The following is a 21755-nucleotide window of genomic DNA, read 5'->3' as shown; positions in this document are numbered from 1 at the left end:
ATTCTTCTTTCCAAGGTATTCTAAATGGGCTGAATATTTTTTAAAATTCTAGAAAAATCATTTGTCAAATTCAAAATGCGGTGTATATTTGCACCCGCTAAGTACTAATAGTACAAAGCGAAAACGTATGACGAGCTTCACGTCTTAAAATAACAAGCACGGTCTGGTAGTTCAGTTGGTTAGAATACCTGCCTGTCACGCAGGGGGTCGCGGGTTCGAGTCCCGTCCAGACCGCAATTTACTTCAAGAGTGACATGAAGTAAAAACAAAGTTGTGTTGTGATGAGCCAAGCGCTCATCGAGGTTTAGAAGTAAGCCAATGGAAAGCTTCTCGTGTAAAACGGGATGCTTTTTTTGTTTTTGACGATATTTATACAGCCATCAAGCCTTAAGGTTTCTAATTTCTCAAAGGATATAACATATCGTTATTTTTTTGATCTAATAAAAATGTCTATTTTTATGTTTATAGCCTTTCCCATGAGCTTTACTTTTTTCGAAACTTGAAAAAAGAGATAAAATTTTAACATAAAAATGCTGAAAATTGCGCAGTTTGCGCAACCTAATTGCGCAAACTGCGCAACGTTAGCTTATTTATAGTCAATATCTTTACGGTAAACAAGTAAACTTTTTTTGTCCCGTAATATAAATAAGGTGTAATGAAGTATTCCTACGTTATAATCGATGCTTTTGAAGACGACGTTCAGCGCTTAAAAGGAGCTTTAACGTTGTTTCCTGATTATAAATGTATGGGTACTGCCGATAACGAAAATTCGGGATTAGATCTTATTTTAAGAACAACACCGGATCTAGTTTTCCTAGACGTAGAAATTCCAGGCAATCATTTTAACATGAGCCTGTTCTCAATCATTACTGAACTTGCTAAATATACAAACAACCCTCCTACCTTTATTGTGGTTACAGCTACAAAAACTTACGCAATTGATGCTATTAGGAATGATGTCTTAGACTATTTGCTAAAACCAATAGACAGTTTTCAATTGCGTAAAGTTTTAATGCGTTACGAAAAAAAACGAACAGATCAACCACAAATTTTATGTATCAAATCACATGGCGATCATAAATTTGTTAATGTTGATGATCTTATTTATTTAAAGGCGGATAATAATACGACAGACTTGTTCTTAAGGGATGGTGAAAAGATCACTGCTTTTAAAACCTTAAAGCATTTTGAGCAGGCACTACCAGCTCATTTTACCAGAATTCACCACAGTTATATTATTAATTCAAAATGTGTGAGTAGAATTAATTTTGGTAAATCAACCTGTACTATCGACAATGCCAGTAACCTGATTCCTTTTTCCAAATCGTATCGAGAGAATGTTAAGCATTTAAAAAAGAGTCTCGATACCGGAAATATGCTTTACGTATAGCTACAACTAAAATTGACCCAATTACCCGTAAAACAGGTACGATTACTACTCAGTCTGGGTTAGTTACTATACACCACTTTTTTTAACAGTTTTTCGTGATACAAGGATATAGTTTTGAGCCTAATAAAGCACTATAAAGTGCTCTTAGCAAAAATACCTATAACACTTAAAACACCCTATTATGAAAACTATTAAAAGAGCAACTGCAATCGTATTATTATCATTATTTGCTTACTCTTGCACACCAGAAAATGCCAACAATGATGTCGATCTTTATGAGAATGCAGATGTTGAGGCTACAGAAGGAGAAGATCCTGAAGAACCTAAAAAAGATTAAAATATCTTTAATATTCATAACTTAGACGAATGTATCGTATTGCATTCGTCTTTTTTTTGCTCCTATTTTTCTCTTGTTCTAAAAAGAACGAAGTATTGACTCCTGAATTCAAAGTTGAGCTTATTAAAGATATTATAAGCCGTTCTCAATATGCTGATACTACAAAACAACATAAACTACAATTAGCCGATAGTGCTAAAAGTTTGATCAATACATTACAAAAGGACACTTTATACAATGAACTGGCAATTGAAGTAGCTTCCTGTTATTATATGATACGCGAATGGGACTTATATACTAAAGCTACTGATGTATTTCTTGAAAATGCAAAGCGAATCAATGATAGTGCCGCTATTGCAAAAGGGTATTACAATTATGGGTTGATAAAGAACCGCATTTTGCAATATGATAGTGCTTACTACTATTACTACAAGGCGTTTAAAGAGTATCAAAAGTTAGGGAATAATAAGCGAATTGGTAGGTCGGCTTTAGGAATGGCATTAATACAAAGAAAAAAAGGTGATTTGATTGGGGCTGAAGCTTCATATATAGTGTCATTGGATGCATTTAAAAAAATAGAGGCGTCAGAGTACATAGGTGACTGTATAAACGGTTTAGGGATTTTGAGGCGAGCAATGCGTGATTATGATCAAGCAATTTTGTATCATGAAGAATATCTAGAGTTAAAATCTGGTTTAGATGACGAGTTGGAAAAAGCCTTACCATTTAATAATCTAGGTTGGGATTATGAGAATAAAGGTGATCTAATAAAGGCCAAATCATATTATGAAAAAGGACTTGCTTTATATGAATTGAAGCAAAAGAAAACATCAACTTATGGTATTTTAATCGACAACTATGCACATGTTCGTTTTTTACAAGGAGAAGTTGGGCATTTACCAGCCCCGTATTTTGAGGCACTTGCTATAGCAGATAATCTTAATAACCTTAATCTGGCTATTTCAGCAAATCTTAATTTATCTGAATATTACGGTCATGTAGGAGATATTTCGAATGCAAAAAAATATGCAACAAATGCATATGAAATAGGAAGGGATAATATTTATTTAGAAAAGGTACCCAAAGCATTAAAACAGCTACAAAGCTTAACTGTTGGAAATGAGGCTTTACGATATGCTAACTTGTATATAAAGTTAACCGATAGCCTGCAGCAAGAAGAAAGGCGCTCAAGAGATCAATTTGCCCGAATCCGATTTGAGTCGGACGAATTGGAGGCTGAAAAGGAGTCATTGCAGATGGAGAACGAGAAAAATGAGACTCGTATACAATGGTTGACGATTGTTACTTTAGGGGTTTTATTAATTGGACTGCTTCTGTTTATAATTAAAAGGCAGCAGGATAGTAAGCGAAAGCTACTGGTTGCACAACGTCAACAAAAGGCTAATGAAGAGATCTATCAGCTAATGCTTACTCAGCAAACTAAGCTTAACGAAGGTCGTAGTATGGAAAGAAAGCGATTTTCAAAGGAGCTGCATGATGGTGTTTTAAGTCGATTATTTGGAGTGCGTTTAAGTTTAGAGTCGATGAACCTAAATGGACAAAATAGCACTAAGGAGCTTTACGTAAATGAATTGCAGGGTATTGAGAAAGAAATTCGCCAAATATCGCATGATTTAGGCAGTGATATATTTGAAGGGAAACAAGATTTTGTCAATGTGGTCGATGACCTTTTAATTAGACAGTCTTCAATAGCAGCATGGAAGTATGAGTTAATAGATGATGATCTTATTAATTGGGGTGTAGTGTCGAGTCCCTTTAAAATGCATATGTATCGCATTATACAAGAAGCTCTTCAAAACATAAATAAATATGCTGATGCTCGGCTAGTACACATTATTTTTGATAATAAAGAAAATGGGATTACCATTACTATAAAGGATGATGGAAAAGGTTTTAATCTTAAAGAAACATCTAGACGCAAAGGGATTGGCTTACAGAATATGCGCTCACGCGCTAAAGAGATTAACGCAAAGATTGAGATAGAAAGTGAAATAAATAAGGGGACCTCGATTACCTTAAGCGGCATAAAAATTGAAACATCGGCACTGGCTAATGGAAATGAATAATAATATCAAAATACTAATCGTAGATGATCATCCTATGATTATTGAAGGGTATAAAAACTCACTTTTAAACAGAGAGGCTGATGGTTATAATCTATTAATTGAATCGGCCAACGATTGTGATCTAGCTGTTAACAAAATAACGGCATCAATTACTTCACCACAACCCTTCAAAGTATTGTTTGTTGATATTAACTTACCGCCAAGTGCAAATGGTGAGTTCTTATCGGGTGAAGACATTGCCAAATTTGCCAAGTTGAAAATACCTAACAGTAAAGTTGTAATTCTTACCATGCATGGTGAAGATCAGCGTATAGGGCTAATATTAAAAAATGTTGACCCAGATGGACTATTAATAAAGACCGATGTTGGCGCAAAGGAGTTCGTCGATGCATTTCGATCTGTTTTAAAAGATGAGCCATATTACAGCGCAAGTGTAATGAAACATTTAAGAAGGCGCATACAGTATGATTTCGAGTTGGATATTAAAAATCAAAAAATACTCGAATACCTTTCAAAAGGAATTCCCACATCAGATATTACGGATATGGTTGGACTCTCTAGACGTGCAGTTGTCTATAGAAAAGGGCAATTAAAACAACAATTCGGAATAACCGATGCATCCGACGCAGAATTGATAGAAAAGGCAAAAAGCCTCGGATTTGTCTAAATTTTCCTAAAAAAGCTTCAAAATTGCGCACTTTGCGCAATACAATTGCGCAAAGTGCGCAAAGCTTCTTCAATGGTATTACTTAAATTTACACATAAGTAATGGTTAATACTTTTAAGCTATTTGATCATCCCGGTTGTCCTGTACACATGTTTTCATTACTTGATGCATTCCGCATATTTTATAGTTAGGGGATAATTATAAGGATACGACAAGCAGCCGGGGTTAGCTTAGTTAACCTGAAACGTTTTTATAGCCCGTAAGCGCACCACGAATAGAGTTTTATTCGAGGTGCGTTTTTTTATGGTCAATTTGAGATTGTGTTAAATGAATTTTGCCTACCACCAATCAAAAGAAAACAGGGCGCTCGCGTTGCCTACTAACGTATAAAAAAAGAAACCCGCATAGATCGCAGCCACCATAAACTTTAGAAAGGTTCCAGTCAAAAATCCAATAAAAGATCCAAAAGCGGCTTTCATTGCAGTTTTTTCATCTGCCTTATTAATGAGTTCACCAATAAGTGCACCAACAAAAGGCCAAATAATAATGCCAAAAAAACCTAGAATAGGAAAAACAATAGCAACGATTAAGCCTAAAGTAGTTCCTAGCATTCCTGCTTTACTACCACCAAAACGTTTGGTTCCCGCAATGGGAATAAGATAATCTAAAACAAAAACAGCAATAGCAATTACAAAGGTAATTCCTAGAAACCAAGGGTCGCTAGGTACGGCCTTAGTTAGGTGTAATAATAATAACCCAATCCAACTTAAAGGTGGGCCAGGTAATACTGGTAAAAAGCTACCAATAAGACCAAGAAATATAAAAAGTAGTCCGAACAGGACTAAAATGATATCCATAAAGTAAAATTAACTGTCTATTTGACGAGCTAAAACTAAAAGTGTTACAATTTTATGAACTAAATAATTAGTTTAAACTAATTATTTAGTTATATTAGCAATCTAAATTCTCAGAAGTATACTGCGCAAATACTTTTTTAAAACGGAAAATGATGAAGACACTTACTAAAGCAGAGGAGGAGATTATGCAAATACTGTGGCAGCTTAATCAAGCGAATGTTGCTTCTATTATCGAGCAGTTTCCAGAACCAAAACCCGCTTATAACACAATTTCTACCATTGTGCGAATCCTTGAAAGCAAAGAGGTGGTAAGTCATAAGAAAGTGGGAAAAGGCCATATATATTTCCCGTTAATTTCTAAAGAAGAGTATAGCAATCAATCCATCAATAAACTAATGGATGGTTATTTTCAGGGATCTTTTAAGAGTATGGTTTCGTTTTTTGTGAAGAAAAATGACATTAATGTGAAAGAGTTAGAACACATTTTAAAGGAGTTGAACAATAAAAATGAGAACTCATGATACAGTATATTTTAGAGGTGTTGGCGTTTCAGTTATTGTTTTTGCTGGTGTATGACCTATTCTTAAAGAAGGAAACTTTTTTTAACTGGAATCGAGCTTACTTGATAGGTACTTCATTGTTGTCATTACTAATTCCTTTTGTGAAATTAAGCATTATTTCTTCTGCAATACCAGAACAATATACCTATGTGTTTCCTATGTTTGAGCCTCTTGCTGAGATTACTCTCAATGCAGATGAGGCTTCAAGATTTATCTACCAATTTCAGTGGATGCATATTGTTTATGTAGGTATGTTTATTAGCTTTTTAATCTTATTATTTAAGCTATACAAGATTAACGTATTAGTTAGAAAGGGAGAACGAACCCAGTTTGAAAATTATACCAAGGTCCTATTAATGAGGAGCAAACAGGCTTTTTCATTTTTCAAGTACATTTTTTTAGGCGACGCTATAATTGACAAAGAACAAGATCAGATCATCGAGCACGAGTTGGTTCATGTAAAGCAAAAACACAGTATCGATCTCTTGTATTTTGAGTTGCTTCGCGTCATTTTTTGGTTCAATCCGCTCATTTATATCTATCAAAATAGGATGGCAGAATTACACGAGTTTATTGCTGATGCACAGGCGGTAAAATCAAATAAAAAAGCCTACGTAAATGAGTTGTTGGCTCAGGCATTTCAAACGCAACATATCTCATTTGTTAATCAGTTTTTAAAACCGTCTTTACTTAAAAATCGACTAAAAATGATTAGTCGTCAGCAATCAAAAACTGTTTTTAAGTTGAAATATCTGTTTTTGGTGCCGCTTGTGCTCGGAATGTTGATTTATAACAGCTGTGAGCAGTTGGATGATGAACTTGCTGGAGTTGATTTGTCCATTTCAATTGATGATGACGATGGAGCTCTAAAAAGAAGATTAATCAGTAAATATGAAGCCATGGACTTCGTAACACTTCATGAATTAAGAAATAACAATAAGTCTTTTAAGACCGCATCACCTTTAGATGAACTCGTAAGTAAACAGAAGTATTATGAATCTCGTATACAGGATATTGTATACATGAAAAAAATGACTGAGAAAGATAACATTAAAAGGCTTATTGAAGCTTCAGATGGTAGGATCAAATTCATGGCTTATGCATACAAAAGAGGACTAGAAAACCTTTCTTATTCGAACTATGTTAACGAACATAAATTCTATCAAGTTTTTGATAAGAACATTGGGATTTCGTTAAATGGTTTCACCAAAATTCTGATTGACTTTATTGATATTAAGACTAATTCCCAAACTAAAATTTTTGAGGCGCAAAACACTACAGACTTTTCGGGTGATGAATTGATTCAAATAAATCGACTGTTAGAGAATCACGTGAAAAATGATACTAAAAATTCCTTAATTATTACTGATGGAATTAATTCAGCTGAGTTTTTTGTGAATCCTAATTATTTAGAATTTAAACAATTATTGCGTGATGAGAAGTCTTCTGCGCGTTCTACTGCTAAAACCCCTTTCGCAGTAGTAGAGCAAGTCCCAATCTTCCCTGGTTGCGAAAATTCGTTGGACCAACGCGCCTGCTTTCGGGAAAAAATTCAAAATCATATTAAGAAAAACTTCCGCTATCCAGCAGAAGCGCAGGCCGAAAATGTTCAAGGTAGAGTATATGTGAATTTTGTGATTAGTACAGATGGAACAATCGAAGATTTACAAATGAGAGGTCCTGATAAACGCTTAGAAAGTGAAGTAGGACGTATCATTAATAAGTTGCCACAATTTATTCCAGGAAAGCAAAGTGGGATGTTTGTAAATGTACCATTTTCAATCCCCATTACCTTTAAACTGAATAATGATAAAGTTGCTGATGATTCTGTGATGAATTACTCAGAAAAACGGGCAAAAGAAAGAGATGAACAAATATCAAAATATCAGGACAAAGTAGTCCCCTTCGCAGTCATTGATGAGGTTCCTGTTTTTCCTGGTTGTGAAAATATTGGGAGTAAGAAAGACTGCTTTAATGAGAAATTGAATAACCACATTCGCAAGCATTTTAATTATCCTAATAACCTTAAAGAGGAAGGCATAGAAGGTGATGTTTATATCATGTTTGAAATTAATAAAAGTGGTAAGGTTGACTTGATTAAAGCCCGAGCAGCGGATCCACGTTTAGAGGAAGCAGCAAAAACGATCATCAATAAATTACCAACCTTTGAACCTGGCAGGCATAAAGGGAAAGCAGTACGAGTTCCGTATGCAACCAAAATCACTTATTCACTTTAGTTAATGAAAAAATATTTAGTATTCTATTTAGGCTGCTTTTGCTTAACTATTTCAGCACAGCAGTCTAATTTGAAAGTTGGTGACAGTCTTTACCAACTAGGAAATTATAGTAAGGCCATCTCATTTTACAAACAGAGCAACTCGGCTAGATCGCTTCATAAAATCGCAAAAACTTATAATTCCATTGGCAATCATGACAAGTCGATTGCAGCTTATAAACAGGCAATTGAAAAAGACAGTAATTTGATTATTGCGCAATATGAATTAGGTAAATTATTCATCAAGAAAAAGCGTAATAAGGAGGCACAAGAGGTTTTTGAAAGGTTGTATCAAAAAGATTCATTGAACCCCAATTATTCCTATTATTTAGGTTTTATTGAAAAGGATGATTCTATAAGTCTAGGACACTTTAAACGATCTTTCAACTTAGATACTAGTCACCTAAAAAGTATTTATCGAATAAGTCGACATTTTTTAGTGCATGAAGATCGCGATTCGCTTTTTTATTATAGTAACATCGGATTAGAACAAGACGAAAATTATGTCGATTTAATCAATTTACAGTCTCAATATTTGTTTAATCGTGGTTGGCACGAAGAGGTGCTACCACTTCTTAAAAAATTGATAGATTTAGGTCAAAAATCTGAGACGATTAGAAAACGATTAGCGATTACTTATTATCAGTTAGATGATTTTGAAAAGTCGCTGCCTTTGTTCTTAGAGTTGATAAAATCAAATCCAAATGAAGCGGGCTATCAAACCTATGTTGGTAATATTTATAAAAGAAAAAAAATGCCAAAAGAAGCACTACCCTTTTATGAAAATGCCTTAAAAATTAAAAACCCTTCAGTAAAGACGGAATATTTGGCATTGGCAAGAAATTATCTAGATCTTAATGATGAGGTAAAAGCCACGCAATTTATGGATAAAGCATTTAGGGAAAAACCTTACATCATGTATGAAGAGTTCATGTTATTGCGAATAATAGATAATCGGTTTACTGACCCAAATGTCAAGCTCAATTTCTTCTTGAAATACAAGAAAAGGTATCCGAAAGCTAATGACCGTTTTATGGAATGGATTAAAAGTCGAATAACCGAATATAAAGGGCAAATTCACGCACAGAAGAAATAAAACCTATAAAAATCGTACATTTCGTTTATGCAAACGAGTATTAAGTGCGGTTTCTTCATGTTTCTGTTGATAGCGTTGGTCACATCTTGCGATCTTTTCAAAGGAAAAGAAAAAGCAACTAATGAGGCCGTTCAACAAGAATTGGCTGAGATTGATTGGAATGTGGTAGACGAATTACCTTCTTTTCCACAATGTCAAGGACTTGTAGGTCAAGAAGCTAAAAACTGTTTCGAAAAAGTAGTTACTCAACATATGTTAACCCATTTGGGTTCCCAGCAATTTGAGATTTCTAAATCGATAAATGACACGATCTTTGTAAATATGGTTATTACTTCAGACGGGGAAGTTCAATTGAAAAAAATAAAACAATCCGCCTTACTGCAGCGCGAGCTCCCTGAACTTCAGGAAATAATTAAAGCCTCAATTACTAAATTGCCTAAGGCGCTACCAGCCCATAAAAGAGGCATTCCCGTAACTGCAAAGTTTGTACTTCCTATCTATTTAAATATTGATTGAGAGCCAGTTCTCTTTGACAAATTAGATGACGAAATGATTATCTCAAGATCTAATTACCGAAGAAAATTACCGCTCGGACATAGTTATAAATTCCATTTCGTTAGCTTTGTTGAAAACGAATTCGATTGAGTAAAGAACGTATCATTTTAGGGATCGACCCCGGAACCACGATAATGGGATTTGGATTAATAAAGGTGGTTGATAAAAAGATGCATTTTGTTCAATTAAATGAGTTGAATCTTTCAAAATACAAAGATCACTATCTTAAGCTGAAGCTTATTTTTGAGCGTACAATCGAACTTATTGAAACCCATAATCCAGACGAAATTGCCATCGAAGCGCCTTTCTTCGGGAAGAATGTGCAGTCGATGTTAAAATTGGGGCGAGCCCAAGGTGTGGCTATGGCTGCAGGTCTTTCTAGAGAAATCCCTATTACGGAATACCTTCCAAAAAAAATAAAAATGGCGATTACCGGTAATGGAAATGCTAGTAAAGAACAGGTAGCCAAGATGCTTCAAAGCATGTTAGATCTCAAGACACTACCTAAAAACCTAGATGCAACTGACGGTCTTGCCGCAGCGGTTTGCCATTTTTACAATAGTGGTCGAGTGGAAGTAGGCAAAAGCTATACCGGTTGGGAAGCTTTTGTAAAGCAAAACGAGAAACGAGTTAAGAAATAGTCTTCAGTTTTCAGTAGCCAGTCTTCAGTAAAATTCTGTTAAAATTCATAGCAGCTTGTAATGTTCATCTAAGTAATGCCACTAAGCGCACATGAATTGGCTTTTATATTTTCTTATTGGATTTGTGGCAACCACTTTGGGAGCAATCCCCTTGGGTACAGTTAACTTATCGGTTATCAATACAACCATTAAGCAAAATTCAAATTCGGCGATGAAAATTGCTATGTCGGCAGGAATAGCTGAAATTTTGTTGACGCTATTTGCCTTGCATTACAGTATGACCATTATGCATATTATTGAAGACTATAAATGGATTCAATACGGTATAGCTGGTCTACTGTTTGCTACCGGTATCCTGCTGTACTTTAAAAAACAGAAAAAATTGCATTCAGATTCAAGCACTAGAAAAAAGATCTTTAACGGGTTTATTCTGGGCGTTTTTAATCCGCCTGTTCTTGTGTATTGGATGTTGGCACTAGGTTATATTAACATGAATACCATTTCACTAAATATGACGACACCATTATCAGTACTTTTCTTGTTTTTATTGGGCGTGTATGCTGGTAAAATAGGAACACTCTATGGCTATAGTAAAGCTAGTGTTCTTTTAAAAAATAGGGTAGGACATATTGCAAATGCGATGAACCAATTAATAGGTGTTTTGCTAGTAGTAATTGGAATATTTCAGTTATCGAAATTGTTATTTTTCTAGGAGACAGAAATTGCAACAACCAAGCCTTCATTAGCTCTAACGTTAAAAACTGTGTTATCTTCAAAAATAAGATATTGACCTTTTATTCCTTTTAGAACTCCACTGAACTCAGGATTCTTTTTTAGATTCAAACTATTCACTTTTTCAGGATATTGTACTACCGGAAAGTGTAATTCGGTTTCTTCATTTTCATCAATAACATATGCCTTTGCTTCCTCTGGCACAAAAGGAATCAATTTAGATCGGTATGCCTTTAAATCTTCATCTTCGACACTATTGGTAAGCATTTTTCGCCAATTCGTTTTATCAGAGATGTGTTCTTTTAAAGCAACTTCAGTAATTCCCGCTAAATACCGATTAGGGGCTTCAACAATTTCTATTGCTTCATGTGCACCTTGATCTATCCAACGTGTTGGCACCTGACTTTTTCTGGTAACCCCTACTTTTATATTACTTGAATTTGCTAAATACACAATATGTGGTTGGAGTTGCATTCTCTTTTCATATTCTAAATCGCGATCTTCTTTATCTAAATGCGCCGTACTTAATTCTGGTCTCATAATCCAATCGGCTGCTTGAGGGACCTCAAAAAAACAGCTTTTACAAAATCCTTGTCTGTAAATCTCTCGGTCGTTACCGCAGTTTAAACATTGATATTTGACAAATGAAAGACTAATAGTTTTATGTAACAATTGGTTTAAATGAATGAAGTCGTTTTCTAGGTTTAGAAAATATTGAATTGGCTCAGAAAACTCCGTCTTCATTTTGGTTAGGACACCTTGAAAAAGCATAAAAGAATTTGTTATTTTTATGCAATAAAGATAGTACAATAATGGCAATACCTTTAGTAAATTCGATTGCTTCGTGGTTCTTGAAAAAGCGATTTCATCAGATCGAACTTTTTCTAAAATACCCAAATGAAGTACAGACAGAATTGCTACAGGGATTGCTTCAAACAGCCAAGAGTACTGAGGTTGGTAAGCTATATGAGTTCTCTTCTATTAAAAACTATCGAACATTCGCAGATAGACTTCCGATAACAAATTATGAAGATCATGCCGATCTTATTGAACGTGTAAGGCAAGGAGAACATAATATTTTGTGGCCCACACAAACGCGGTGGTTTGCGAAGTCAAGTGGGACGACCAATGCGAAGAGCAAGTTTATTCCGGTAACCAACGAGTCTTTAGAAGATTGTCATTATGCAGCAAGTAAAGATTTGCTTTGTTTGTATTTGAACAATAATGAAAATTCCCAACTATTTACAGGGAAAGGACTGCGACTAGGAGGTAGTAAGGAACTATATGAGGAAAACGGAACCGTATTTGGTGATTTGTCCGCTATTTTGATCGATAATATGCCAATGTGGGCAGAGTTTAGTAGTACACCAAGTAACCGAGTTTCATTAATGAGCGACTGGGAGGTGAAAATGCAGGCGATTGTTGATGAAACTATTAAAGAAAATGTGACCAGTTTAGCAGGTGTTCCATCATGGATGTTGGTGCTTTTAAACAATGTTTTAGAAACTACTCAAAAAGCCAATATTTTTGAAATTTGGCCTAATCTAGAGGTGTATTTCCACGGAGGTGTGAGTTTCAATCCTTATCACGATCAATATGGGAAGTTGCTGCCAAGACCAGATTTTAATTATTATGAAATCTATAATGCCTCAGAAGGCTTTTTCGCAATCCAGGATCAAAATCATAGTGAAGAACTGTTGTTAATGTTAGATTATGGCATTTTCTATGAGTTTATTCCTATGAACACTTATGGTTCTAGTAATCAAAAAGTAATTCCATTAAGTGAGGTTGAAATAGGACAGAATTATGCCGTTGTGATTACAACCAATGCTGGCTTATGGCGTTATAAAATTGGTGATACAGTTCGTTTTACAAGTGTGAATCCGTACCGCATTAAGGTAACAGGTCGCACGAAGCATCATATTAATGCATTTGGTGAGGAGCTGATTATTGAAAATGCGGAGCAAGCGTTAAAGCGAGTTTGTCGAGAGACGCATAGTGAGATTGTCGATTATACGGCAGCACCTGTTTTTATGAGTGGCAGAGAAAAAGGAGCGCATGAGTGGATGATCGAGTTTAAAACTCCACCGCGCGATGTACATCAGTTTTCCGAGTTATTTGATATTGCTCTAAAAGACCTGAATTCTGATTATGAGGCAAAACGGGCAAATAATATTACTTTAAACGAACCAAAAGTCCATATTGCGAGACAGCACTTGTTTTACGACTGGCTTAAGTCGAAAGATAAACTAGGTGGTCAGCATAAAATTCCAAGGCTTAGTAATGAACGTCAATATATTGACGAATTAATTGAATTAAATACGCCGGCTAAGACGTATTAGCATTGATATTTTCATTATCATCGAAAAAAGTGACGGTAATCTATGTTTAGGGTGTTTTTTTTCTTTATTTAGTTGTCCACAAATCAGCTAATTCATGCAAGCACTCGATTACTCCCTTAGTTCACCAACTAAAAATGCCATTCATATTGCTCAGGAATATGCTCGCGAGTATTACAACAATCAATACAACGCTGCCCATTTATTAAAAGCAATGGTGCATAAAGATGTCGATCTTAGAAATACTATTAGTAATGCTGATGTCGATATTTATTATATGGAAGAATGGTCAGATGTTCGCATTGAAGCCCTTCCTAGAGTGGTAAGTGTACCAGATAAAATAGCTGGCGATAAAAGTATAGAAGCTGTTTTTAACGAAGCTGATAATGTTCGATTAAAATTGGGGGATGATGAGATTAGTCCGATATGCTTATTAGTTGCTTTGTGTACCCCTGGAGTTGGTTTTAGTTATGAGCAATTAAAGACACTTCCCGTAAAAGCCGATGATTTTTTAAAGACTTCCAATACAAATAATGCTTCAACGGCAAAAAGGGCGACCCCAAAAGGCACTACTAAGTCAGTTAATAAAGATGCTTCTGTTTTAGACGAATATTGTATTGACAAAACCAGTGCATCCAAAAATAATGAACTAGAATTTGTTTTTGGTAGGGATGCAGCAATCAAAACAATTACTGAAATTCTAGGACGTAGATCGAAGCCAAATGTTCTTATTACCGGTGAACCAGGTGTTGGTAAAACCGTGTTGTTAGACGGATTTGTAAATGCTATTGTGAGCAGTGCAGTTCCTGATCTTTTAAAAAATGCGCAGGTGTATGAGCTCGATTTGATAAGCTTAATGGCTGGTGCTAGTTATAAGAGTGAAGTTGAAGATAGATTTAAAAAAGTAATTACGGCATTAAAGGAATTTGAAAAACCTATTTTGCTAATCGATGAAGTTAACAATCTCACCGAAAAAGATAGTGGAAATCAAGGTTTAGTGAATATTCTAAAAGCTGAATTGGTAAAAGGGGATATTACGTTTATTGCTACAGCAACCAATGATTCTTTCAGGAAACATATCGAAAGTGATGAAGGTTTAGCACGTCGTTTTGAAAATATATCACTGTCCGAACCATCAGAAGATGATGCATTGCAGATGATCTCGAATACCGTAAGTAAATACGAAGATCATCATAAACTGTCTATAAATGATGAGACTGTTGCAGAAGCAATTCGACTTTCAAAACGCTATAATAAGGATAGAAGTTTACCGGATTCGGCAATCGATTTGATTGACAGAACGATGAGTGCCGCGAGATATATGGTCGAAACTACAGCTGATCGCGTAAAAAGTGTATTGGATGAGGTTGGTGAAATCAACAATAATGAAGATCGTGAATCTGCATTGAAAGAAGTGCAGTGGCTGGCAGATAATTTAGATAGTAAATTCAGTTATTTATTGTTTAATGAGCTTTCCGAAGATGATCAAGTAAATCAATTTGAGAAATTGGAAGAGGGTGTGAGCTCGCTAACATCCATCCTAAAAAAGTTTACGGACAAATCTTCAGAAGAAAAAACAACAATCGATAAGAACGATATTTCAGCAACAATCGCGAATAAAACTGGAATTCCGATCGGAAAACTGCAAGCTGATGAAAAGGAACGCTTGCTAACAATGGAGGATCATTTGCAAAAGCGAGTGATTGGTCAAGATCATGCAGTAAGTGTTATTTCGCAATCAGTCTTAGAGTCTCGATCTGGATTAAGTAAGCCTGGATTACCGATTGGTTCTTTCTTTTTTACTGGACCAACCGGTACCGGTAAAACCGAATTGGCAAAATCGTTGGCTGAATTTTTATTTCAGACTGAGGAAGCAATTATTCGTTTCGATATGTCCGAGTTTAAAGAAGAGCACTCGGCGGCGCTGCTTTATGGTGCGCCTCCAGGATATGTTGGTTATGAGGAAGGCGGACTCTTGGTGAATAAAATTCGACAAAAACCATACAGTATTGTCTTATTTGATGAGATTGAAAAAGCGCATCCGTCGGTATTTGATATTTTTCTTCAAATTTTAGATGAAGGAAAGCTACATGACCGTTTGGGCAAGACAGGAGATTTTTCGAATGCTGTAATCTTGTTTACATCAAATATTGGTAGTGAGCATGTCGTAAAATCGTTTGGTGCTGGTATTGTTCCAAAGTCTTCCGATCTACTAGAAATTATGGGAGCACATTTTAGACCAGAGTTTCTAGGTAGGCTGACAGAGATAGTTCCTTTTTCTCCAATAACTGAGGAAAACGTGGTGAAGATCTTCGAAATTCAGATGAAAGATCTGCATAAAGCATTGGCAAAGCAAGAGATAGAATTGAATCTGTCTGATGCTGTAAAGCAACATTTAGCACTTAAAGGATTTACGCCTAAATACGGAGCGCGACCATTACGTGCTGTAATACGAACGGATTTACGATCGCCTTTATCTAGAAAGCTGATTACAGGCGAAGTAGCAAAAGGAAATACTGTCGATTTAGACTTTAAAAAAGACGAAATCGTCTGGAAAATATCATAAATATTGAATGATTACTAGCAGGTAATAAAGGGTTGTAATACCCGTGTAATCAATTAAATTTGAGTATCTGCAAGAAAATTTACTATCTTTAAATCAAATTGTTAATTTTTTAATATGAGCGACACTTACGGATTAGGTGGAACCGAGGTAAAATCGGATGCTGGCGAAGCTATTTTAGACATCAGCCAGAACAAGACCCTTTTGGTTCAAAAATTAACCCAAGATCAACCCCTTAAGCCTGAAATCGTATCAGGATTGACTTCCATGGAGTCAGTTTTTGAGCATTACAAGCCTGAAATTGAAGTTGAATTTGAAGATGCTGACGGAGCCGAAAGCAAAGAGTCTTTAAAGTTTAGCAATTTAGGTGATTTCGGAAAGAATGGAATTATTAATCAAAGTGATTATCTAAATGCACTTGATACTGAAAAAGAGCAGTATCTAAAGGTAGTAAAGCAGTTAAGGTCTAACAAGATTTTAAAATCTGCCTTAGAAGATCCTGAAGCAAAACAAGCACTGTTAGATTCCATTTATTCACTTATAGCTGAACTTCAGCAAGGCTAAACAATTACTAGACAATGGCATTAGGAAGAAAAAGTACTTCAAAAGTAAATATAAAAAACCCAGCTGAGAAGCTTAAAGAGAGTGAAGAAAAGTTAGCCAAATATGGTGGCTTTGACTTACTTGAAGCAGCGATCGATGATGTTCAGAATATGAACCCAGATCGTAAAGCGAGAAAGAAAATATTTTTAACAGAGTCGAGCAAGAAAGCAGAGCGCAGCAAGTTGCAAAAAACTTTAGAGATTTGGGCTGATATGTTGAGTTCATCTGACGACATTTCACAAATGGTGGATGAGTCGGAAAAGCGTTCAGCACAAGCACATAAATCACTTGAGAAAAATCTTGGAGCTGCTTTAGAGCAAACACGCGAAATGGAGCAATCCTACCGTTCGGTGGCTTTGTTCTATAAAAATACGGAGTCTGATAAGGTTAAGAATATCAATATCGTGAATGCAGAATTAGATCAGCTTAAAGATCTTGATAATACGCGATTCATTGACGCAATTGCCGAGGAATTAAAAAGCGGTTATGACCGCTTAGATCTTCGCGATAACTATAGTCTACTTGTGGTTCCTGGATATTTAGGAAGCAATAAAGTGGTTGAGAAGTGGGCGAAGATTGCTCACGACAATAAGGTAATGATGGTTACTGACTTTGAGCACTTAGATGAGCCAGATGATGTAATGGAAATGTTTGAGCTAGCCAATTTAACAGGAGGCGATAAATTTCGCTCTAATGTAGTAATGGCATGCAACTGGCTTGTTGGTCGTGGTAAGCATGATGAAGTTGGTGAAGATGAAGACTTGTTTGTACCACCATCTGGAGCACTTGCTGGAAAGATATACAAAACGCTAATGTCTCAAGTTACTGCCGGTAAGAAGTTTGGTGGTATGAATGAAGTAGATGGTGTTCGTTTTGATCTTAAGAAAAGTGAGATTGCTCATTTGGAGAAATTAGGATTGGTGCCTATGGTGAACGAATACGGAAAAGTAATGGCATTTTCTGCTAAAACTCTTTTCAATGGTGATAATCTTGGACTTCAAACTTATTCTGTAGTTAGGGTATTCGATTATGTAACCAAAGTATTAATGGATTTCTTAAACCGTCGTGCTTTTGAAAATTTCAATGCTAGAACACGGAAAGAACTTATGGGACAGATTGTGAAATTCCTTGATGGAATCACAGGTCCAGATAAGTTAATTGAGGATTTCTCAATCAAGCGTTTCGAACAAGATCCGACACAAAAAGACAGAATCTTTTTAGATATACATATGAAGCCATATTTCCCCGCCAAAAACTTTATGATCAAAATGGATGGTCAAAAAGGTGATGATGGTAATGAGTGGGATGCTGAGTATGAGCAGCAGTAGAATATATACTTACTTGTTAAGAAATAAAAGGCTTCATCATAGAAATGAGGCCTTTTTTATATCCATTATTGTGGCTAAGTGATTTAGCTTCATCTTATTTATGTCGAAGCTTTGGTTTTGAGGTTACTCACATGAGCAAAATTATTGTATAGCTACTACACTTCCAGAATTTCCACTTGTTCCCATAAAAGCACCAACTAAAGAATAGCTATACATGCCAGGAGGAAATGTTGGGGTATCGACTGAATCAGAAACTCCAGAATTTACACTAACTACATATGGTGTTCCATCTATTGTAAAAGTTACTGTGGATCCCCCTGATCCACCGAATGCACTAACTCGGAATGCCGAAGGTGCACCAGAAATTGTTATAGTTCCGCTTGCGAGCGAATCGGTTGTGTTAATAGTGTTGTCATCGCTGAAAGTTACCGTGCTAGCGCTAGTTACGGTCACAGTAAAAGTATCAGTACTAGTCTCTCCATATAAGTCTTCAACTTCAAGTTCTACAGTATATACCCCAGGAATACTAAAAGTATATGACTGTGTTCCAGCTGTTGTTGCCGTTACTTCTGAACCATCTTCAAAACCTTTCCATGTATATAATACGATACCGCCAACTACATCGGAGGATGGATAACTCGCAAATGCAGTAGTAAAAGGTGCTGGACCACCAGCAGAGTCTGCAGAAGGAGAAATCTCTGCTGCAGGTATATCGTTTACAATAACCGTCCTAGTTACATTGATTGATGGATTGGATACTAGAGAGTAGGTAAAAGTGTAAACTCCTGGTGTGTTAATATTGTATCCGCCTTGGTCTACATTAAAAGGTATTGTATTACCACTACCATCATTGGTTGTCACTCCAGGATCAGAAAAACTAGTCCCTTCTAAGACAACAATTTCATTTAAACCGTTCAAAGTTATCGTCGGGTCAATACCTGTAATAGTGACCGATATGATTCCTTCTGTAATTGAAACATTTCCGTTGGAATCTCTCAATTCATAAGTTATTGTAGCAATGTCCGTTTCTCCAGCATTCAAATTCCCAAAGTTAGCATTAGGATCGAATGAGAATGCACCATTGTCATTAATCGTTACCAAACCACCACCGACAACGCCAACTTCCACATTTACAGCAGCCGTAGAACCGTTTACACTATGTACAACAAATGAGTCTGCATCTGGATCTCCGTCGACAGCAGTCCCTGGTCCATTATCAGCAAAAAGATTTCCTGTGACTATAGTATTTTCAGAGGTGTCAAATGAATCATCAACCGGCACTGGTGGCTGATTAGTTACAACATAGTCAATGTTGAATGTATTTGTTCTTGTTGGGACAGTTTGCCCCGCAGGTGTTGCTGATACGCTTAAATTATGGAGATTTATAGATGTTCCCGTATAATTGAAATTAAAACTGGCCCCTCCATTAACTGTAGTATTAATCTGAGTATCTCCTGCATTAAATATCCCATCAATTTGATCGCTATTAATAACTAAATTGTAGGTTGATATAAATGAGGTATTTGTAGGATCTACTCTAACACTAAGATTTGTCACTTGCGTGCCTGCCGTTTCCGTAATTGTAGTTGTTGGATTTACAGTAATAGCAAAATCAATAACATTAATTTGAATATTTTGTGGATTTCCGGTTACGGTACCTCCAGAAGAATTTCGAGCTTCTAAGTCAAATGCTGTAACCCCGGTAGCGGTTGCAGTTTCATATCTCCACGTTGTTAATCCGGTTGAATTAATTGTCGTCCAAGTATTAGCACTAACAGGATTATTGTTTTGATCAAAAAGTGTGCCTCCAGCCAAAGTGCCAGGAAGCCACCTCACTTCATAAGTGCCCCCACCTACTGCCGATGGACTAATATTTAAGTTGATATCAGTTTCGTTATTGAAAAACAAGAAATTATCTACAGAACTGGCGCTGAAAGTGAATGGAACAGCTGGTAATTGATATTGTATTGTTTGACTATCACTTTTACTATATGAAGCAAATGAACTTGGTCTTACATCCACCGTAATGACGTGATCTATAGAAGTATTGCCAACATAGCTGAAATTAAAAATTCCTGGCGCTATATTGCTGATATTGGCTGAACCTCCATTATATGAAGTTGTTCCAACGGTTATTGTTCCATTGGTGCCTTGATCAGTTGTTATTATAATGTCATATTGATTACCGGGTTGGCCAAAGGTTTCGCTTATTAATACTGCGAAATCAACTTCAGTGCCTGTATCTTCTGAGATAGGATTCGAAGTTGGAGATGTAATGGAAGCTGCAAAGTCTTGAACGGCAATAGTAAAAGACTGTGTTCCTATTTCTGTTCCTGAAGCATCTTTTACAAATATTTCAAAGGACGCGTTTCCGGCAGCATTTCCTATAAATGTCCAATTAGTAATGTTGTTGCCAATAGATATATCTGTATCCACGTTAATACTCGTGCCATTAGATAAGTCAAAAGAACCTGTAGCGTTTCTATATCCGGCAGTGTAAGGCCCATTACCCCCATTTGTTTCATCAATATCGATAGTAATTTGTACATTTTCAGTCACGTAACTGGCGTTCTTTGCACTGTTAACTGCTACTGTTGCTGAACCATTTACATTGACTATAATCTCCTGGCTAGCTGTATTTGTATTTGTGCATCCATCAGTATCTTCAATAGTAAGTGTTGCTGTAAAAGGAGATCCTGCGCTTGTGCTATAAGTATGATCAACCGTCGGATTTGTTGTGGTTTGTATAGGCGATCCATCACCAAAGTTCCATGTATAGGTAATTGCGCTACTAGCAGTCGAGGCAGAAGCATCAAAGTTTACCGTTTCACCTTCGGTAATTGTTAGCTGATCTACATTAAACGAAGCAATTGGTGTCGCGTTGACTACTACAGTTCTTGTCATATCAGTAGCTCCTGCTGCTGAGTACGTCAAAGTATACGTTCCAGGCAGATTAGTATCAAACGGATCAGGAGAAGATGTGGTGGTAACAGGAATTGTATTCCCATTTCCATCTTCAGCTGAGACAGTATCGGTAAAAATAGCTTCTTGGCATAGTGTCACAGTCGCTGGAAGTGCCCCGAGATCGATAAATGGAGAAGTGGCAGGGTTTACTGTTATTTCTTGACTAGCATTAGTTACAGAAGTACACCCATTAGCGTCTTCAATAGATAAAATTGCTGTAAATGGTGATCCCGTATTGGTACTATATTGATGTGCAATAGTTGGGTTTGTGGTTTGTTGGATTGGCGATCCATCACCAAAGTTCCATGTATAGGTAATTGCGCTGCTAGCAGTCGATGCAGAAGCATCAAAATTAACCATGCTACCTTCTGTAATTGTCGCTTGATCGACGGTGAAGGAAGCTACTGGAGTTGCATTAACTACAACAGTTCTAGTCACATTAGTAGCTCCTGTAGCTGAATAAGTTAATGTATACGTATTAGGAACGTTAGTATCAAACGGATCAGGAGAAGATGTGGTGGTAACAGGAATTATATTTCCATTTCCATCCTCTGCGGACACGGTATCATTAAAAATGTCTCCTTGACAAAGTACAATTGATGCTGGAAGTGTACCGAGACTAATACTCGGCATTCCTTGTGCCGCATCAATTTCAATATCTTGAGTATTGATACATCCATTACTATCGGTTACAATTAGTTGTGCTGTAAATCGTTCTGCAGTAGTATAGGTATGAGTTATATTACTAGGAAAATCAAGCA

17 protein-coding genes and 1 tRNA gene are annotated in these 21755 nt (G+C 36.2%); 15 read left to right on the top strand and 3 right to left on the bottom strand.

What is annotated here, in order from left to right; translation table 11 throughout:
* The first annotated feature begins 160 nt into the window (after positions 1–160).
* From GWK10_RS06765 to GWK10_RS06745, 5 genes are all read left to right on the top strand, one after another.
* A tRNA-Asp gene (locus GWK10_RS06765) sits at positions 161–234 on the top strand.
* Positions 235–655: 421 nt separating this feature from the next.
* A complete protein-coding gene (locus GWK10_RS06760) occupies positions 656–1390 on the top strand; it encodes a LytR/AlgR family response regulator transcription factor (RefSeq protein ID WP_164030628.1) in 735 nt (244 codons plus the stop codon).
* 181 nt (positions 1391–1571) lie between these two features.
* Positions 1572–1727, top strand: a complete 156-nt coding sequence (locus GWK10_RS06755) for a hypothetical protein (protein ID WP_164030624.1) — start codon at positions 1572–1574, stop codon at positions 1725–1727.
* 29 nt (positions 1728–1756) lie between these two features.
* Positions 1757–3814: an ATP-binding protein gene (locus GWK10_RS06750; RefSeq protein WP_164030621.1), complete on the top strand. Its 2058-nt coding sequence runs from the start codon at positions 1757–1759 to the stop codon at positions 3812–3814.
* Entirely contained in the window at positions 3801–4481 is a 681-nt protein-coding gene (locus GWK10_RS06745; RefSeq protein WP_204263101.1) for a response regulator transcription factor, read from the top strand. The genes GWK10_RS06750 and GWK10_RS06745 overlap by 14 nt, the downstream gene beginning before the upstream one ends.
* A 338-nt stretch (positions 4482–4819) precedes the next feature.
* Here the strand turns inward: GWK10_RS06745 and GWK10_RS06740 are convergent, their stop codons facing one another.
* Complete coding sequence (locus GWK10_RS06740) at positions 4820–5338, bottom strand: DUF456 domain-containing protein (RefSeq protein WP_164030614.1); 519 nt, start codon at positions 5336–5338, stop codon at positions 4820–4822.
* Positions 5339–5490: 152 nt separating this feature from the next.
* Between GWK10_RS06740 and GWK10_RS06735 the strand changes: the two genes are divergently transcribed.
* From GWK10_RS06735 to GWK10_RS06710, 6 genes are all read left to right on the top strand, one after another.
* A complete protein-coding gene (locus tag GWK10_RS06735) occupies positions 5491–5859 on the top strand; it encodes a BlaI/MecI/CopY family transcriptional regulator (protein ID WP_164030611.1) in 369 nt (122 codons plus the stop codon).
* Positions 5856–8135, top strand: a complete 2280-nt coding sequence (locus GWK10_RS06730) for a M56 family metallopeptidase (RefSeq protein WP_164030608.1) — start codon at positions 5856–5858, stop codon at positions 8133–8135. The genes GWK10_RS06735 and GWK10_RS06730 overlap by 4 nt, the downstream gene beginning before the upstream one ends.
* 3 nt (positions 8136–8138) lie before the next feature.
* The gene (locus tag GWK10_RS06725; RefSeq protein WP_164030605.1) at positions 8139–9269 is read left to right on the top strand and encodes a tetratricopeptide repeat protein; all 1131 of its coding nucleotides are present in this window, start codon (positions 8139–8141) and stop codon (positions 9267–9269) included.
* Positions 9270–9326: 57 nt separating this feature from the next.
* The gene (locus GWK10_RS06720) at positions 9327–9785 is read left to right on the top strand and encodes a hypothetical protein (protein WP_164030604.1); all 459 of its coding nucleotides are present in this window, start codon (positions 9327–9329) and stop codon (positions 9783–9785) included.
* 125 nt (positions 9786–9910) lie between these two features.
* Positions 9911–10465 (top strand): crossover junction endodeoxyribonuclease RuvC, encoded by a 555-nt coding sequence (ruvC, locus tag GWK10_RS06715; RefSeq protein WP_164030601.1) that lies wholly within the window; start codon positions 9911–9913, stop codon positions 10463–10465.
* A gap of 91 nt (positions 10466–10556) precedes the next feature.
* Positions 10557–11177, top strand: coding sequence for a LysE family transporter (locus GWK10_RS06710; protein ID WP_164030599.1), 621 nt, complete (start codon positions 10557–10559; stop codon positions 11175–11177).
* On the opposite strand, the gene GWK10_RS06705 is transcribed toward GWK10_RS06710, so the two are convergent.
* Positions 11174–11968 carry a DUF2797 domain-containing protein gene (locus GWK10_RS06705; RefSeq protein WP_164030596.1) on the bottom strand — a complete coding sequence of 265 codons (795 nt, stop codon included), beginning with the start codon at positions 11966–11968 and terminating at the stop codon, positions 11174–11176. The two genes, GWK10_RS06710 and GWK10_RS06705, sit on opposite strands and share 4 nt — an antisense overlap.
* Positions 11969–12009: 41 nt before the next feature.
* Between GWK10_RS06705 and GWK10_RS06700 the strand changes: the two genes are divergently transcribed.
* From GWK10_RS06700 to GWK10_RS06685, 4 genes are all read left to right on the top strand, one after another.
* Positions 12010–13539: a GH3 auxin-responsive promoter family protein gene (locus tag GWK10_RS06700; protein WP_164030595.1), complete on the top strand. Its 1530-nt coding sequence runs from the start codon at positions 12010–12012 to the stop codon at positions 13537–13539.
* A 94-nt stretch (positions 13540–13633) separates the two neighbouring features.
* Positions 13634–16102, top strand: a complete 2469-nt coding sequence (locus GWK10_RS06695; protein ID WP_164030591.1) for an ATP-dependent Clp protease ATP-binding subunit — start codon at positions 13634–13636, stop codon at positions 16100–16102.
* Positions 16103–16216: 114 nt separating this feature from the next.
* A complete protein-coding gene (locus GWK10_RS06690; RefSeq protein WP_164030588.1) occupies positions 16217–16663 on the top strand; it encodes a hypothetical protein in 447 nt (148 codons plus the stop codon).
* Positions 16664–16677: 14 nt separating this feature from the next.
* Positions 16678–18030 carry a DUF5458 family protein gene (locus tag GWK10_RS06685; RefSeq protein WP_164030585.1) on the top strand — a complete coding sequence of 451 codons (1353 nt, stop codon included), beginning with the start codon at positions 16678–16680 and terminating at the stop codon, positions 18028–18030.
* Positions 18031–18171: 141 nt separating this feature from the next.
* Here the strand turns inward: GWK10_RS06685 and GWK10_RS06680 are convergent.
* The coding region (locus tag GWK10_RS06680; RefSeq protein WP_164030582.1) for a beta strand repeat-containing protein at positions 18172–21755 on the bottom strand (3584 nt) is incomplete at its 5' end.

Origin of the sequence: Spongiivirga citrea, assembly GCF_010671565.1 — a bacterium.
Lineage (GTDB): Bacteria > Bacteroidota > Bacteroidia > Flavobacteriales > Flavobacteriaceae > Spongiivirga > Spongiivirga citrea.
The sequence above is the reverse complement of the archived record's forward strand: the minus strand, read 5'-3'. Positions and strand labels throughout refer to the sequence as shown.

Coding starts and splice junctions, on each gene's coding strand:
- GWK10_RS06685 (WP_164030585.1), top strand. CDS start 16,678: ATGGCATTAGGAAGAAAAAGTACTTCAAAAGTAAATATAAAAAACCCA.
- GWK10_RS06725 (WP_164030605.1), top strand. CDS start 8,139: ATGAAAAAATATTTAGTATTCTATTTAGGCTGCTTTTGCTTAACTATT.
- GWK10_RS06740 (WP_164030614.1), bottom strand. CDS start 5,338: ATGGATATCATTTTAGTCCTGTTCGGACTACTTTTTATATTTCTTGGT.
- GWK10_RS06710 (WP_164030599.1), top strand. CDS start 10,557: ATGAATTGGCTTTTATATTTTCTTATTGGATTTGTGGCAACCACTTTG.
- GWK10_RS06705 (WP_164030596.1), bottom strand. CDS start 11,968: ATGCTTTTTCAAGGTGTCCTAACCAAAATGAAGACGGAGTTTTCTGAG.
- GWK10_RS06730 (WP_164030608.1), top strand. CDS start 5,856: ATGATACAGTATATTTTAGAGGTGTTGGCGTTTCAGTTATTGTTTTTG.
- GWK10_RS06735 (WP_164030611.1), top strand. CDS start 5,491: ATGAAGACACTTACTAAAGCAGAGGAGGAGATTATGCAAATACTGTGG.
- GWK10_RS06750 (WP_164030621.1), top strand. CDS start 1,757: ATGTATCGTATTGCATTCGTCTTTTTTTTGCTCCTATTTTTCTCTTGT.
- GWK10_RS06690 (WP_164030588.1), top strand. CDS start 16,217: ATGAGCGACACTTACGGATTAGGTGGAACCGAGGTAAAATCGGATGCT.
- GWK10_RS06720 (WP_164030604.1), top strand. CDS start 9,327: ATGTTTCTGTTGATAGCGTTGGTCACATCTTGCGATCTTTTCAAAGGA.
- GWK10_RS06755 (WP_164030624.1), top strand. CDS start 1,572: ATGAAAACTATTAAAAGAGCAACTGCAATCGTATTATTATCATTATTT.
- GWK10_RS06700 (WP_164030595.1), top strand. CDS start 12,010: ATGGCAATACCTTTAGTAAATTCGATTGCTTCGTGGTTCTTGAAAAAG.
- GWK10_RS06695 (WP_164030591.1), top strand. CDS start 13,634: ATGCAAGCACTCGATTACTCCCTTAGTTCACCAACTAAAAATGCCATT.
- GWK10_RS06760 (WP_164030628.1), top strand. CDS start 656: ATGAAGTATTCCTACGTTATAATCGATGCTTTTGAAGACGACGTTCAG.
- GWK10_RS06745 (WP_204263101.1), top strand. CDS start 3,801: ATGGAAATGAATAATAATATCAAAATACTAATCGTAGATGATCATCCT.